Source organism: Cryobacterium sp. TMT2-17-1 (assembly GCF_004402765.1).
Lineage (GTDB): Bacteria > Actinomycetota > Actinomycetes > Actinomycetales > Microbacteriaceae > Cryobacterium > Cryobacterium sandaracinum.
This window is the reverse complement of record NZ_SOGC01000012.1, coordinates 1-15,584: the sequence shown is the minus strand read 5'-3', so window position 1 is coordinate 15,584 and position 15,584 is coordinate 1. Positions and strand designations below refer to the sequence as shown.

Here is a 15,584-nt window from a genome sequence, read left to right as displayed (position 1 = left end):
AATGACCACCGATACCGCCGCCCTCACCCTCCCCGTACTCGACCTCTCGCGGCTTGACCGGGGCGATGCGGAGGCGGAGGCTTTTCGAGCCGATCTGCGGGAGGCCACCCACTCCTTCGGGTTCTTCTACCTGACCGGTCACGGCGTGCCCGCGGACCTCACGGATCGGGTCATGCGCACCGCCCGAGCCTTCTTCGCCCTCCCCGAAGCCGACAAGATGGCGATCGAGAATCTGAGGAGCCCGCACTTCCGCGGCTACACCCGCGTGGGCGGCGAGCTCACCCAGGGTACGGTTGACTGGCGCGAGCAGATAGACATCGGGCCGGAGCGCCCGGCACTTCCGCGGCCCACGGATGCCGCCTACCGGCGTCTCGAGGGACCGAACCAGTGGCCGTCCACTCTCCCCGCGCTACGAGAAGTGATGACCCTCTGGCGCGAAGAGCTCACCGCGGTCGCCCTCCGCCTGATGCAGGCCTGGGCGCTGTCGCTCGGTGCCGACGAGCACGTGTTCGACGCGGCCTTCGTCGAGAAGCCGTTCACCCTGATCAAGATCGTGCGCTACCCCGGCAAATCCGATCCCACTCCCCGGCAGGGCGTCGGCGCGCACAAGGACTCCGGGGTGCTGACCCTCCTGTTCGTCGAACCCGGCAAGGGTGGCCTGCAGGTGGAGAAGGATGGCGACTGGATCGACGCTCCCCCGCTCGACGGCGCCTTCGTGGTCAACATCGGCGAGCTGCTGGAGGTGGCCACGAACGGCTACCTCAAGGCCACCGTGCACCGGGTGATCTCGCCTCTGATCGGAGACGACCGGGTCTCGATTCCGTTCTTCTTCGGCCCCGCGCTCGACGCGACCATCCCGCTGCTCAGTTTGGCGGACTCCCTCGAGGCGCCCGGGGTCACGGCCGACCCGAACAACCCGATCTTCTCCACCTACGGGGAGAACGCCCTGAAGAGCCGACTGCGCGCGCACCCGGACGTGGCGGCCATCCACTACTCCGACCTCGCCGAGTAGCCACCGCAGCCGCCGTTGCCGGCGCAGCGATCGTCGCTGCCCTGGCGGGCGCTACGGCTGGAGGCGCTCCAGCGCCCAGCCTCCGCCCTCCAGCGCCGTGAAACGCAGGCGGTCGTGCAGCCGGGACGTGCGGCCCTGCCAGAACTCGATTGCGTGCGGAATGACCCGGAACCCGCCCCAGTCGGTGGGCCGCGGGATCTCCATGTCGTCGGGGTAACGCCGCTCGACCGCGCGCACCTGCTCTTCGAGCAGTTCGCGGCTCACGATCGGTTCCGATTGCTCACTGGCCAGGGCGGCGATGCGGGCGGGCCGCGGACGACGCGCGAAATAGGCGTCGCTGACGGCGGCATCCGTGGCGTGGGCAGTGCCGTAGACGATCACCTGGCGCTGCATCGGATACCAGGGGAATAGCAGCGTCACACCGGAATTCTTCCGGAGCGCGCGCCCCTTGCGCGAGTCGTAGTTGGTGACGAACTCGAACCCGCTGCCGTCGAGCCCCTTGAGCAGAACCGTGCGGCTGCTCGGCCGCCCGTCGGGGTCGATGGTGCCGACGACCATGGCGTTCGGCTCATACAGCCCGGCTCCCTCAGCGGCCGCCAGCCAGGTCGCGAACTCGAGCAACGGGTCAGAGTTCACCTGCGCCTCGGTCAGGCTCACAGCACCGTAGTCGGTGTGACTCGTCAGGGATTCCATCAGCATCCTCGCCTCGTTGTCGAACGGTGGATGCGAAAAGCCCAGCCTCCGTTCTCTCCAGACTACGAGAGACCGACGGCTGGGCAACCGCTGCGTGCGGGGTTGATCAGTCGTGATCACCGATCTCGGCCAGCCGGGTGGCTTCGTCGGCCGTGATGCAGGAGTCGATCACGGCGTCGAGGGCGCCGTTCATGACCGTATCCAGGTTGTAGGCCTTGTAGCCGGTGCGGTGGTCCGCAATCCGGTTCTCCGGGAAGTTGTACGTGCGGATGCGCTCGGACCGGTCCATGGTGCGGATCTGGCCCTTGCGCACGAGGGAGGCGGCGGCGTCGATTTCTTCCTGCTGCCGGGCAAGAACGCGGGCACGCAGAACGCGCATGCCCGCTTCCTTGTTCTGCAGCTGGCTCTTCTCGTTCTGCATGGCCACGACGATGCCGGTCGGAAGGTGTGTGATGCGCACGGCGGAGTCGGTCGTGTTCACGGACTGGCCGCCGGGGCCGCTCGACCGGTACACGTCGATCTTGAGGTCGTTCGCACTGATCTCGACCTCTTCGGGCTCGTCGACCTCAGGGAAGACGAGCACGCCGGCGGCGGAGGTGTGGATGCGTCCCTGCGACTCGGTGGCCGGCACTCGCTGAACGCGGTGCACGCCCCCCTCGTACTTGAGGTGCGCCCAGACGCCCTCGGCAGGGTCGCTCACGTTGCCCTTGATGGCGAGCTGGATGTCTTTGATGCCGCCGAGGTCGCTCGTGGTCTGCTCGATGATCTCGGTTTTCCAGCGCTTCGACTCCGCATAGTGCAGGTACATGCGGAGCAGGTCGGCGGCGAATAGTGCGGATTCCGCACCGCCCTCCCCCATCTTGATCTCCATGATCACGTCGCGAGCGTCGAGCGGGTCGCGCGGAATCAGCAGGCGCCGCAGCTTTTCGGCCGCGTTTTCCAGCTGCTCCACCAGACCGGGGATCTCCGCGGCGAAGTCGGCGTCCTCGTCCGCGAGTTCCCGCGCGGCATCGAGGTTCTCGCCGATCTCTTTCCACTCGTGCCAGGCCGCGATGATGCGGCTGAGCTCGGCATAACGACGGTTGACCTTCTTCGATCGGGCCGGGTTCGCGTGCAGCTCGGGATCCGCCAGCTGAGACTGGAGCTCATCGTGCTCAGCCAGCAGAGTCAGGACAGACTCGAACATCAGTGGTCCTTGTCTGACCCACCGAGGGTCGGCATCGACTTCTGAACCTGCATCAGGAACTCGACGTTGGACGTGGTCTCCTTGAGACGACCGAGGATGACCTCCAGTGCCTGCTGCTGTTCTAGCCCGGCGAGGGCGCGTCGCAGTTTCCAAGTGATCTTGACTTCGTCCGCGCTCATCAGCATTTCTTCACGCCGGGTGCCGGATGCGTTGACATCCACCGCGGGGAAGATGCGCTTGTCGGCCAGGTGGCGCGACAGGCGGAGCTCCATGTTGCCCGTGCCCTTGAACTCCTCGAAGATAACCTCGTCCATCTTGGATCCGGTCTCCACCAGGGCGGAGGCGAGGATGGTGAGCGAGCCACCGTTCTCAATGTTGCGCGCCGCGCCGAAGAAACGCTTCGGCGGGTACAGCGCGGACGCGTCGACGCCGCCGGAGAGGATCCGGCCCGACGGCGGGGCCGTCAGATTGTAGGCGCGGCCCAGGCGGGTGATCGAGTCGAGCAGCACGACGACGTCGTGGCCCAGTTCGACGAGACGCTTGGCGCGCTCGATGGCGAGCTCGGCGACCGTGGTGTGGTCTTCGGCGGGACGGTCGAAGGTGGAGGCAATGACCTCACCCTTCACCGTGCGCTGCATGTCGGTGACCTCTTCGGGACGCTCATCGACCAGGACGACCATGAGGTGGACCTCGGGGTTGTTCGTGGCGATGGCGTTAGCAATCTGCTGCATGACGATGGTCTTGCCGGCCTTAGGCGGTGCGACAATCAGGCCGCGCTGTCCTTTACCGATCGGGGCGACCAGGTCGATGATCCGCTGCGTCAGCTTGCCCGGCTCGGTTTCGAGGCGCAGCCGCTCCGTCGGGTACAGCGGGGTGAGCTTCTGGAACTCGACGCGGTTCGCGGCCTCTTCGACGGTCAGGCCATTTATGGAGTCGACCTTGACGATCGCGTTGTACTTCTGGCGTCCGCTCTGATCGCCTTCGTGCGGCTGGCGGATGGAGCCGACGACGGCGTCGCCCTTGCGCAGGTTGTACTTCTTGACCTGGCCGAGCGAGACGTAGACGTCGCTCGCACCCGGCAGGTAGCCGGAGGTGCGCACGAACGCGTAGTTGTCGAGGATGTCGAGGATGCCGGCGACGGGGATCAGCACGTCGTCGTCGTTCAGCTCCGGCTCGAAGTCGTCGCCGGTGGTGACGCCGCGACGCTTGCGGTCACGGAAACGGTTGCGGTTGCTACGGCCGTTCAGGTCGTCTTCGAGTCCGGCGCGGTCGGGACCGGCGTTGCGCTCCTGACCCTGACGCTCTTGGCCCTGGTTGCGGTCCTGGCGGTCCTGACCCTGACGCTCCTGGCGGTCCTGGCGGTCCTGGGCGCGATCCTGGCTCTGCTGGGCCTGGCGGTCCTGACCCTGGTTGCGGTCCTGACCCTGGTTGCGGTCCTGATTCTGATTGTCCTGGCTCTGGCCCTGGCCGCGGTTGCCGGTCTGGCGTTGCTGACGGGCGGTCTCCTCACCGCGCTCGGCGCTACGCTCGGCGCCCTGCGTGCGGTCGCCCCCGCGGCTGCGGTTGCGGTTGCGGCCCTGTCGGGGCTGTTCCGTCTGCTCGGACAGTTCGCTCTGATCGGCGTGGTCGCCGCGCTCGGTCGATTCGGCCTGATCGGTGACGACGGTCTCGACCGGGGCGTGCTGCTCGGTTCCGGTCTCGGTGCCGGTATCGGTGCCGGACTGGGTTCCGGTCTCCGTGGCGAATTCGTCGGCGTTGTTGCGCGCGTCGATGCTGTTGCGGGCATCGATGCTGTTGCGGGCGCCGCCGCTGCGGCCACCGCGTGAGCTACCGCGACGCGACCGGCCGGAACCGGTGGTCTCGGGTGCCGCCTCGGTGATCTCGGGGGTCTCCTCGGCCACGACTGCGGTCTCGGCGACCGCCTCTACCGGGGCAGCAGCCTCGGTGGTTGTTTCAGTCTCAATGGTGGGGGCCTCGGTGTCCACGATGGGGGCGGCGGCGGCTTCGGCCGCTGCCTTCACGGTGACCGACGTGGCACGTTTGCGAGCCTGGCGGGCCGGCTTCGTGGCCGGGACTACGGTCTCGGTCACGGGTGACTCCGGCAAGGCGCCGGCATAGGTGGTGGGGGCAGTGGTACGGCGGAGGGTCGCGGCGTCATCCGGAACGATCATGCCGATGCCCAGGTCGCCGTCAGCGTTGACGTGCGCCACGGCGGGAGCCGCGGTCGCGGTGGAGGCGCGGCGGGACACGCGCTTGCGCGGCGCGGCACCGGTGACGTTGGCAGCAACGTCGGTGGTCGAGGCCGCGTCGGTCGCGGCGTCGGCCGCGGGAATCGCCTCTTCGACGGGAACGGCGGCCGTGGTGTCGGCGGCCGTGGCCTCGGCGGCCGTGGTCTCGGCGGAGACACCCGAGGATGCGCTCTTGGCCTGCTCGGCGGTGATTGCTCCCACGAGCTCTCCCTTGCGGAGCTTTGATGCACCCGGGATACCCAACTCGAGCGCCAGAGCCAGAAGCTCGGCGACGCGAAGGGTGGTGAGGTGCGAGGAATCCGCACCGGGGGTGAGGAGGTTGACGTCAGTCACGAAAATTGTCCTTTCCCCTGGCGTCATGCGAGCGGGCCAGGGAAGCTGTTGCGGCGTCTCACGCGCTGCGGGTGGTCCAATCCCAAAGTGATGTGGATTGAAGTGAACACACACAGCTACGCATAGATGATGCGATAGCAGTGAGTTACAGGGAATGCACCGGAGAAGAGAGCCGGGCGTTACGCGGTTCCATCGGGTGCACTTTTACTGTAGCAGAACGTAAGAACGCCGAGGACCGACCGGATACGGCGTGTCCTTGGCTTTCAGATACTCCTTGACCTGAGTGAGTCCTCACAGCCGTCAGCGATGATTCACCGCTGCCGGGTCCAACCGGCTCGGTGCTCCGGCCTGCGTCCCGAACGAATTCGACGGAGATTTTGCCCAAATCGCACCTGATTCACCCGAAAGAGCGGTTTCACACGAGAATCTCCGTCGAATTGGTTCACCACCGGATCGGGCGCTGCGCCTGCGAGGAACACTGCCCGGGCGGTGCAGTCGACTGACCGACCGGGAGCGACACAACCGATCGATTCGGACTCGCTTCTCTAACGCTCGGTGCGGGTGACGGTTGCACCCAGCACGTCGACGGCCAGCATCAGCGCCTGCCAGGGCGTTTCGGACTCGGCGGCGATGAGCTCGGCCGCGACGAGTCGCTGCCCTGGGTCACTGGCCAGCACCAGGATCGATGGGCCGGCGCCGGAGACGACGGCGGCGAAGCCGTGCTCCCGGAGCAGGGTGATCAGCCGGTTGGTCTCCGGCATGGCGGCGGCACGGTAGCTCTGGTGCAGTTTGTCCTCGGTGGCCGCGAGGAGCAGTTCGGGGCTCTGAATCAGGGCCGCGATCAGCAGGGCCGAGCGCGACAGGTTGAAGACGGCGTCTTCGTGCGGCACGCTCTCGGGCTGCAGGCTGCGGGCGAGCGCCGTGGACATGGCGTGCTCCGGAACGAACACGAGCGGCTTGACGCCGCGGTGCACCATCAGCTTCTTGTGACGCGGTCCCTCGGGTGTCATCCACGCGATCGTGAGACCACCGAACAGGGCGGGCGCCACGTTGTCGGGGTGCCCCTCCATCTCAGTCGCGAGGGCCAGAAGCGCCTCCGCGTCGATGTCGACGATGCCCTCGAGCAGGCCCTTCGCGGCCATGATCCCGGCGACGATGGCGGCGCCGGACGAGCCCATGCCGCGGCCGTGCGGGATCTCGTTGTGGGCAACGAGGTTCAGTCCGGGCAGTTCCTGGCCGTAAGCGGCGAAGGCGTGGATGAGGGCGCGCACGACGAGGTTGGTCTCATCGGTGGGCACCACGCCTTCTCCGACGCCGTGCACCTCGACCGTGACGCCCGGCTCATCGCGAACGGAGACCTGGAGGTGGTCGTGGTGTGCCAGGGCCAGACCCAGGGTGTCGAAGCCGGGGCCGAGGTTGGCCGTGGTCGCCGGCACCTGCACGGTGACGGAACGGCCCGAGAGCACCGACTTGCCGGAGAGGGCCTCGGCGATGGTCATTTCTGGACCAGCCCGAGGACGCTGGCGATTTCGGCGGTGTCGACAGGCACGATGGTCGGCTTGACGTCGGAGCCGTCTGCGGTGCGGAGCGCCCACTGCGGGTCCTTCAGACCGTGGCCGGTGACCGTGAGTACCACGGTGGAGCCGGCCGGGATGAGCCCGGCTTCGGCGCGTTCGAGCAGGCCGGCGACGCTGATCGCGGAGGCCGGCTCGACGAAGATGCCGACCTCGGCCGACAGGATGCGGTAGGCCTCGAGGATCTTTTCGTCGCTGATCGCGCCGAAGTAGCCGTCGGTCAGGGTACGCGCGGCGAGGGCGAGGTCCCAGGATGCCGGGTTGCCGATGCGGATGGCGCTGGCGATGGTCTCCGGGTGGTCGACGCGGTGGCCGAGCACGATCGGGGCGCTGCCAGCAGCCTGGAACCCGAACATGCGCGGCAGCTTCGTAGTGGCGCCGCGCTCGAGCTCTTCGGTGTACCCGCGCGTGTAGGCGGTGTAGTTGCCAGCATTGCCGACGGGGACGATGTGGATGTCCGGCGCGTCTTCCAGCACCTCGACGACCTCGAAGGCGGCCGTCTTCTGGCCTTCGATCCGGTCGGGGTTGACCGAATTGACCAGGTGCACGGGGTAATTCGCGGAGAGGTCGCGGGCGATGTCGAGGCAGTCGTCGAAATTGCCCTGCACCTGCAGCAGCTGCGCGTTGTGTGCGATGGCCTGGCTGAGCTTGCCCATGGCGATCTTGCCCTCGGGCACCAGCACGACGGCCTGGATTCCGGCGTGGGTCGCGTAGGCGGCGGCCGACGCGGAGGTGTTGCCGGTGGACGCGCAGATGACGGCCTTGGCACCGTCTTCGACGGCCTTGGAGATGGCCATGGTCATGCCGCGGTCCTTGAAGGAACCGGTCGGGTTCATGCCCTCGTACTTGATCCAGACCTTCGCGCCCGTGCGAACGGAGAGCGCCGGAGCCGGAATCAGCGGGGTGCCCCCCTCGCCGAGAGTGATGATGGGCGTCGCATCCGTGATGTTGAGGCGGTCCGCGTACTCGCGCAGCACGCCGCGCCACTGCCGGGAAGCCGTCTTCACGACTGGTTTCGGCAGAGTCTCTCGTTCGCTGGACATCAGGCTCCTTCAACTCTCAAAACGGATGCGACATTGGTGACAAATCTGTTCGCGGCGAGGTCTGTCACGGTGGCCGCCAGGGCGGCCTCCGTAGCCTCGTGCGTTCCGATAACTAGGGTAGCCGTGGCGGAGACGGCGGAGCGACTCGCGGTGCCCGGCTGGGCCGGCGTCATCGACTGCTCGACCAGGGCCAGGGACACGCCGTGGTCGCTGAACACGCTGGCGAGCGTGGCGAGAACGCCGGGTTCGTCGGTAACTTCCAGGGTGACGGCGTAGCGCGTGACGATCTGGCCGATGTCGAAGACCGGCAGGTCGGCGTGCTGGGACGCGGGAACGCCGGGGCCACCGGCGATGTGGCGGCGGGCCAGTGACACCAGGTCGCCGAGCACGGCGGACGCCGTCTCCACTCCCCCGGCGCCGGCGCCGTAGAACATCAAGCTGCCGGCCGACTCCGCTTCGACAAAAACCGCGTTGTTGGCGCCGTGCACGGAGGCGAGCGGGTGGCTGCGGTGAACCATGGCCGGGTAGACCCGGGCGGAGACGCCCTGCTGGCCGCTTTCGGCGTCGACGAGGCGTTCGCAGATGGCGAGCAGCTTCACGACGTAGCCGGCCTTGCGGGCTGAGTCGATCTGCGCGGGCGTGATGGCGGTGATGCCCTCGCGGTAGACGGATGCGAGCGGCACGGTCGTGTGGAAGGCGAGGCTGGCCAGAATGGCCGCCTTCTGCGCCGCGTCGTACCCGCCGATGTCGGCGGTCGGGTCGGCCTCGGCGTAGCCGAGGTCGGTGGCCAGGGCGAGAGCCTCCTCGAGGGTGTCCCCCTCAGTGTCCATCCGGTCGAGGATGAAGTTGGTGGTGCCGTTCACGATGCCGAGGATGCGGTTGACCTGGTCGCCGCCGAGACTCTCGCCAAGCGGCCGAACGATCGGGATCGCACCGGCCACGGCCGCCTCGTACTTCAGCTGTGCGCCGACCTGGTCGGCGGCGGCGAAGAGTTCGGGCCCGTGGGTGGCCAGCAACGCCTTGTTGGCGGTGACGACATCCGCCCCCGAGTTGATCGCCATCAGAATGTATGAGCGTGCGGGCTCGATGCCGCCCATCAACTCGATGACGACGTCGGCGCCGAGGATCAGGGTCTCGGCGTCGGTGGTGAACAGCTCGCGGGGCAGTTCGACGGTGCGCTCGGCGTCGACGTCGCGCACCAGGATGCCGACGAGCTCGAGGCTGGCACCCACCCGGTTGGCGAGTTCTTCACTGTTTTCGAGCAGCAGCCGGGCGACCTGAGCGCCGACGGAGCCGCCTCCCAGCAGTGCGACGCGCAGATTGCGGTATTCGATCATCGGGCGGGTTCCTTCGGTAGATCGGTCGAGCCGGTGGTCGAGCCGGTGGTCGAGCCGGTCGAGGCCGAGACCCCGGTGTCGCGGGCGAGCAGGTCGGCGATGGTCTCGCCGCGCACCAGCATCCGCGGGATGCCGCCGGCCACCGCGACCACGGCCGGCCGGCCGAGGAAGTTGTAGTTGTTCGACAGCGACCAGCAGTAGGCGCCGGTGGCCGCGACGGCCACCAGGTCGCCCGGGGCCACGTCGCCGGGGAGATAGTCAGCGTCGACGACGATGTCGCCGCTCTCGCAGTGCTTGCCGGCGAGGCGCACCAGCACCGGGTCGGCCGCCGACACGCGGCCGGCGAGCCGCACGGTGTAGTCGGCGCCGTAGAGGGCGGGGCGGGCGTTGTCGCTCATGCCTCCGTCGACACTGACATAGAGGCGCGGGTTGCCGGCCACGTCGACGGACTTGGTGGTTCCGACCTCGTAGAGGGTGATTCCGGCCGGGCCGATGATGCAACGTCCCGGCTCGAAGGCGACCACGGGCACCGGGATGCCGAGGGCGCTGCACTGCGCGGCGACGATGTCGGCCAGGCTGGCCGCGAGCTCGCCGATCGGGGTGGGGGTGTCGGCCAGGGTGTAGGCGATGCCGAAGCCGCCGCCGAGGTTCAGCTCGGGGACGGGGCCGCCTGCGAGCAGGGCGGCGTGCACGGCGAGGAGGCGCGACGCGGATTCGGCGAAGCCGTCGGCGCCGAAGATCTGCGAGCCGATGTGGCAGTGCAGGCCGCGGAAGCTCAGGCTCGACTCGGTCCGGATGAGGCCCACCAGCGCCGCGGCGTCATCGAGCGTCACGCCGAACTTCTGGTCTTCGTGCGCCGTGGCGAGGAATGCGTGGGTGTGCGCGTGCACGCCGCTGTTCACGCGCAGCCGAACGGCCTGCACGATGCCGTGCCGGGCGGCGGCCGCGGCGACGCGCCCGATTTCGACCAGGCTGTCGATCACGATGGTGCCGACGCCGACGCGGCAGGCCTCGTCGATCTCGGCCAGGGATTTGTTGTTGCCGTGGTAGCCGAGCCGGTTCGGCGGGCTGCCGGCCGCCAGCGCCACGGCGAGTTCGCCGCCGCTGCAGACGTCGATGTTGAGACCTTCGGCCAGCATCCAACGGGCGATCTCGGTGGACAGGAACGCTTTGCCGGCGTAGTAGATGTGCACGCTCGTACCGATGCGAGCGAACTCGGCCTCGAAGGCGGCGCGGAGCGAGGCCGCGCGGGCGCGGGCATCCGTTTCGTCGACCAGATAAAGAGGAGTGCCGAATTCGGCGGCCAGGGCGGAGGCGGTGCAGCCGCCGATGAGGAGTTCCCCCTGCGGGGTGCGGTCGATGGTGGCCGGCCAGAGGCCATCGGCGAGCGCATTGGCGTCGTCGGACAGGCAAAGCCAGTCGGGGGCGAGCGGGTTGGTGGCCACGGGTGAAAACCTCACGGGAAATGTCGAGTGGGTGTCTCACTGAGTGGCGAGCGAACCCGGATTGGTCCCTGAAGCCAGTGAAAGGATGCCGTCGGCTGCGACCGGGGACCTGTTCCGAGTGTAGCGAACGCCGCCGGTGAGCGCCGAATCGCGTTACGTCCCGCTGCGTGGCGGGCTGCGCGGGCTGGGCAGCAGGGCGGGCTGCGGTCAGACCAGCGCGGCAGTTTCGGCCACGTCGACGATCCACGCCTCCGGGTCGATCATGACGCTCGAGCCGCTGCTGCACCAGATGCGCCGCATCTTGAGAAGCATCTTCTCCGCTTCCCGGATGGTGCCCAGTTCCAGGTCGACCATGACGAAGTTCGGATCAGTCACCGAGCGGAAAATCGTATAGCGGATCACCCCGGATCCGCGGCGGTCGGCCGGGTCCAGATCGAAGGCACGTTTCCAGCGGCCATAGTCGGGCACGGGGTGTTGAATGCGCAACAACGTCATGGTGCCTCCTCGAAAAGGCGAATGCGCGACCGGCGGATACCTCGAGTGTACGACCCCGCGGGCGTCGTGTCAGGCCCCGGTTTGATTACGGTCCGAACGATGTGCGAGCGTGTCGGCGTGCTGCCAGGGCATGAAGTGCGGGGTCAACCGGCGGTGCAGCTGCCGAGGGTGGTCAACGACTGTCGGCTCAGCGTCAACGAGCTCGACTGCAGCGTGAGTCGCGCTCGATCCGCGGTCACGTTCACTCCGGCGAGGGTGACCCCCTCGGGGAGGTACTGGGCCACGCAGATGCGGAGCGGTTCCTCACCCAGAACACGAGACAGCAGGTTGCCGGCGTTGATGCTGCCGCCGCCTGAGGTGACGCTGGCACCGCTCGGCGTGAGCAGCAGTGCGTCGGCGTCCACGCTCGGCGTCGCCGAGGCGCGGTAGCCGATCGGGAAGCCGAGCACCTCCAGGCTGCCGCTGTAGCTGATCTCGTCCTTCCCGAGTTCGACGCCGGCGTCGGGGACATTGCTCGGCAGAGCCTGGCTCAGCAGGGTGTTGAGGGCATCGGGTTCGAGGTCGATGATGCCGCGCACGTCGCCGACGGGCTGGGATTGGTCGAGCGGGACATCCGTCGCCACGACGTGCACGGATGCCGGCACGCCGTCCACGGTCAGGGTGCCTGATTCCAGGGCCACCCGGTCGAAGCTGCCGCCGAGGTACTGTGCGATGACCGACAGGCCTCCGATGGAGACGGCCACGTCCCCCGTCACGGTGTCGGGCAGGTTCGAGGCGATCTCCTGCTCGATCTGGCCCTCGGCGTAGCTGCGCAGGCCCCCGTCGACGAAGAAGAAAGCAGCGACGAGCCCGACCACGACCAGACCCGCGACGATGAACGCCCCGAGCCCGCGACGACGGGATTTCCTGGCGGACGCGTCCATGCCTACATGCGTTCCGGTGCGGAGACGCCGAGCAGGCCGAGGCCGTTGCGGATGACCTGGCCGGTGGCGTCGTTGAGCCAGAGCCGGGTGCGGTGCAGGTCGGTGATCGGTTCGTCGCCGAGCGGGATCACCCGGCAGCTGTCGTACCAGCGGTGGTAGTAGCCGGCAACCTCTTCGATGTAGCGGGCGATACGGTGGGGCTCGCGCAGTTCGGCGGCCTGCGCGACGACGCGCGGGTATTCCTGCAACACGCCGAGCAGGGCCGATTCGCTGTCGTGGGTGAGTAGCTCCGGGGCGAATGCGGTGCGTTCCACCCCCGCGGTGGCCGCGTTGCGGGCGACCGAGCAGGTACGGGCATGCGCATACTGCACGTAGAAGACCGGGTTCTCGTTGGTGCGCTTGCCGAGCAGGTCGAGGTCGATGTCGAGCTGAGTGTCGCTGCTGGAGCGCACTAGGGAGTAGCGGCCGGCGTCCACGCCGACGGCGTCGACGAGGTCGTCGAGGGTGACGATCGTTCCGGCGCGCTTGCTCATCCGCACCGGTTCGCCGTTGCGCAGCAGGTTGACCATCTGGCCGATCAGAATCTGCAGGTTCACACCGGGCACGTCGCCGAAGGCCTCGACCATGGCCATCATGCGGCCGACATAGCCATGGTGGTCGGCGCCGAGCATGATCAGGTTCTGGTCGAAACCGCGCTCACGCTTGTCGAGGTAGTAGCCGAGGTCACCGGAGATGTAGGCCGGTTCGCCGTTGGAACGGATGATGACGCGGTCGCGGTCATCGCCGAACGTGGTCGTGCGCAGCCAGATGGCCCCGTCTTCTTCGAAGATGTGGCCCTGTTCGCGCAGCCGTTCGATGGCCCGGTTGACGGCGCCGGACTCGTGCAGGGAATCTTCGTGGAAGTACACGTCGAAATCCACGCCGAAGCCGTGCAGCTTCTCCTTGATCTCGGTGAACATCAAATCGACGCCGACGCTGCGGAACACTTCCTGCTGCTCGTCGCGGGCCAGCACCGCGATGTCGCCTTCGTGGCTGGCCACGACCTGGTCGGCGATGTCTCCGATGTAGGCGCCGCCGTAACCGTCTTCGGGGGTGGGCTCGCCGAGGTAGCCGGCGAGCACGCTGCGGGCGAAGCGGTCGATCTGCGAGCCGTGGTCGTTGAAGTAGTACTCGCGGGTGACGTCGGCGCCCTCCGCCTGCAGCACCCGGGCCAGGCTGTCACCCACGGCCGCCCAGCGCACGCCGCCCATGTGGATGGGGCCGGTGGGGTTGGCGGACACGAATTCGAGGTTGATCTTGAGGCCGTCGTAGAGGTGCCCGGTGCCGTAAGCGGGGCCCGCATCGACGATGGTCTTGGCGAGTGCGCCGGCGGCGGCGGCCTCGAGACGGATGTTGATGAAGCCGGGTCCGGCGACGTCCACCGAGGCCACGTCGGGAAGCTGTTCCAGGCCGGCAGCCAGTTCGGCGGCCACCTCGCGCGGGTTGGAGCCGAGTGGCTTGGCGATCTTCATCGCGATGCTGGAGGCCCAATCACCGTGGTCGCGGTTTCTCGGACGCTCGAGGGTGACATCCGCCCCGGTCAGGTTGACGTCGGTCACGTCGATTCCGGCCTCGCGTCGACTCTCGCTCAACTGGAGGATGAGGTCTAGCAGGGATTGGGAAAGCTCAGCGGGAGTCACGACTAGCAAGCTTACCGGCCCGGTCACAGACAACCCTCTTGGTAAGGTCAAGCGTGACTCACTCCCTCTCGCCCAGACTCCCGCGCGGACGGCTCCTGCGCACCACCCTTCTCCTTGCCACCGGCACGGTCGCCGTCGTGGCGCTGGCTGCCTGCGGTTCGGGTTCCACCCCGGAAAGCAGCCCGTCGGCAGCGTCGCCATCAGCTACTCCCGGGTCGACGTCGGACGCGACGCAGACACCGGGGCCCACCGCGACGCCGACGCCCACCCCCACGGCAGCAGGCACCCCGGTCACATTTACCTGCGACCAGGTGCTCACCCTCGACGACGTCTACGCCTTCAACCCGAGCTACGGCACCGCTCCCGGTTTCGAGCCGACCATCGCCGCGGGTCAGACGGCGGCAGAGTACCAGGGGCTGAATTGCGGACTGCTCAATCAATCCAGCGACGGAACGATCGAGGTCTCGGTGACCCAGCCCAACGACGTGCTGCTGTCGCAGCTGAAGAACGATGCCATCAGCTCCAGCCAGATCGTTCCCACGTATGGCACGCCGCCCGCCGTCGAGGGCTATTTTTCGGCTGCCGGCGGCATTGGTGTGGCTCAGGTCTTCACCTCCACCTACTGGATCACGGTGGGCTCGAGCGAGTTCGTCGAGCCGGGCGACGCCGAGTCACTCGTTTCCGCGGCGATCGCGAACCTGCAGTAACACGCCCGGGCGGACCGCGCGGCGGAACCCACCTGAACCTGCCCGAACCTGCCGAATTCGGCCTTTCCGGTCGAGTTCGGATGGTGTGCCGGGCGGGCTCGACCGCATCCGTCGGACTCGATGCGGAACATCGCCTGCCAGGATGCTGATAACCTAGTGTTTTCCCTGGCCCCCATAGCTCAGGGGATAGAGCACTGCCCTCCGGAGGCAGGGGCGGCAGTTCGAATCTGCCTGGGGGCACAACTGTCAGGGTCCGTGCGAACACTCGGGTCGCGGGCTGATCGGCGACACGATCTCAAGGCTTTGTCACGCCGTTTGCCCACACTGGCCCACAGCTCCTCGCCGCCGACTCTGATGCCTTGCCGCTCGGCTACGCCCGGATGCGTGACCCGGTAGGTGTGCGGCATGAAGTCCTCGCCGACGAGGCTCGGCGTCGCTATGCCGTGGTCGCACCGGTCACCCGCGCCACCGACAGGTCAGCGATGACCATTGAGCCACACCGGGACGGGACCGCCGCCATCCGATGGGTACGCCGATCAGCTGAGGAGCGCGACGGGATCACGTGGACGTCGGCGCCCGCGGCGGTCGGTCGGGTCTGGGAGCACGTCGTCGGAGCCCCACCGCAACGACTCGAGACCGCGGTACTTACAGACGATGGCCGGGGACGGCTGCCACCAAGACCTTCCCCCCGTTCGAATCCGGAAGCAGCGAGGTTGCTGTGCCCCGGTCCCTCCGGAATCGCGTGCAACGCGGAGAATACCGCTACCGCCTCTGAAGCTGCGGGCCCGGTGGTGGACCGATTCGACGGAGATTTTGGCTCCCCTGCTGTATCCGTGGGTGTTTCGGAGCGCCTTAACGGCCGCACGCCGCTTCCTGTCTAGGTTTCTGACTGTCAAAGGAAAGAAACT

General features: G+C 67.7%; 12 protein-coding genes and 1 tRNA gene. 3 read left to right on the top strand and 10 right to left on the bottom strand.

Annotation, left to right across the window (positions count from 1 at the left end; translation table 11 throughout):
* The first annotated feature begins 1 nt into the window (after nt 1).
* Nucleotides 2-1,012: a 2-oxoglutarate and iron-dependent oxygenase domain-containing protein gene (locus E3O47_RS03155; protein WP_104099695.1), complete on the top strand. Its 1,011-nt coding sequence runs from the start codon at nt 2-4 to the stop codon at nt 1,010-1,012.
* Between the two features lie 51 nt (nt 1,013-1,063).
* Here the strand turns inward: E3O47_RS03155 and pdxH are convergent, their stop codons facing one another.
* From pdxH to argS, 10 genes are all read right to left on the bottom strand, one after another.
* A complete protein-coding gene (pdxH, locus tag E3O47_RS03150; protein ID WP_174722130.1) occupies nt 1,064-1,705 on the bottom strand; it encodes a pyridoxamine 5'-phosphate oxidase in 642 nt (213 codons plus the stop codon).
* A gap of 106 nt (nt 1,706-1,811) precedes the next feature.
* Complete coding sequence (prfA, locus tag E3O47_RS03145; RefSeq protein ID WP_134343233.1) at nt 1,812-2,891, bottom strand: peptide chain release factor 1; 1,080 nt, start codon at nt 2,889-2,891, stop codon at nt 1,812-1,814.
* Nucleotides 2,891-5,500 (bottom strand): transcription termination factor Rho, encoded by a 2,610-nt coding sequence (gene rho / locus E3O47_RS03140; RefSeq protein ID WP_134343234.1) that lies wholly within the window; start codon nt 5,498-5,500, stop codon nt 2,891-2,893. Before rho ends, prfA begins: the two co-directional genes overlap by 1 nt.
* Before the next feature lie 518 nt (nt 5,501-6,018).
* On the bottom strand, nt 6,019-6,972 hold the full coding sequence (gene thrB, locus E3O47_RS03135; protein ID WP_104099692.1) for a homoserine kinase: 954 nt from the start codon (nt 6,970-6,972) through the stop codon (nt 6,019-6,021).
* Entirely contained in the window at nt 6,969-8,090 is a 1,122-nt protein-coding gene (gene thrC / locus E3O47_RS03130) for a threonine synthase (protein WP_134343235.1), read from the bottom strand. The genes thrB and thrC overlap by 4 nt, the downstream gene beginning before the upstream one ends.
* Nucleotides 8,090-9,427 (bottom strand): homoserine dehydrogenase, encoded by a 1,338-nt coding sequence (locus E3O47_RS03125; RefSeq protein ID WP_104099690.1) that lies wholly within the window; start codon nt 9,425-9,427, stop codon nt 8,090-8,092. The genes thrC and E3O47_RS03125 overlap by 1 nt, the downstream gene beginning before the upstream one ends.
* On the bottom strand, nt 9,424-10,872 hold the full coding sequence (lysA, locus tag E3O47_RS03120; protein ID WP_134419485.1) for a diaminopimelate decarboxylase: 1,449 nt from the start codon (nt 10,870-10,872) through the stop codon (nt 9,424-9,426). The genes E3O47_RS03125 and lysA overlap by 4 nt, the downstream gene beginning before the upstream one ends.
* A 207-nt stretch (nt 10,873-11,079) precedes the next feature.
* Nucleotides 11,080-11,367: a hypothetical protein gene (locus E3O47_RS03115; protein ID WP_134373562.1), complete on the bottom strand. Its 288-nt coding sequence runs from the start codon at nt 11,365-11,367 to the stop codon at nt 11,080-11,082.
* A 143-nt stretch (nt 11,368-11,510) separates the two neighbouring features.
* Entirely contained in the window at nt 11,511-12,290 is a 780-nt protein-coding gene (locus E3O47_RS03110) for a DUF2993 domain-containing protein (RefSeq protein ID WP_134419484.1), read from the bottom strand.
* A 2-nt stretch (nt 12,291-12,292) separates the two neighbouring features.
* Nucleotides 12,293-13,969, bottom strand: a complete 1,677-nt coding sequence (gene argS, locus E3O47_RS03105) for an arginine--tRNA ligase (protein ID WP_134419483.1) — start codon at nt 13,967-13,969, stop codon at nt 12,293-12,295.
* A 53-nt stretch (nt 13,970-14,022) separates the two neighbouring features.
* On the opposite strand from argS, the gene E3O47_RS03100 reads away from it, so the two are divergent.
* Nucleotides 14,023-14,676, top strand: a complete 654-nt coding sequence (locus E3O47_RS03100) for an iron ABC transporter ATP-binding protein (protein WP_134419481.1) — start codon at nt 14,023-14,025, stop codon at nt 14,674-14,676.
* 168 nt (nt 14,677-14,844) lie between these two features.
* Nucleotides 14,845-14,916 (top strand) — tRNA-Arg (locus E3O47_RS03095).
* The last annotated feature ends 668 nt before the right edge of the window (nt 14,917-15,584 follow it).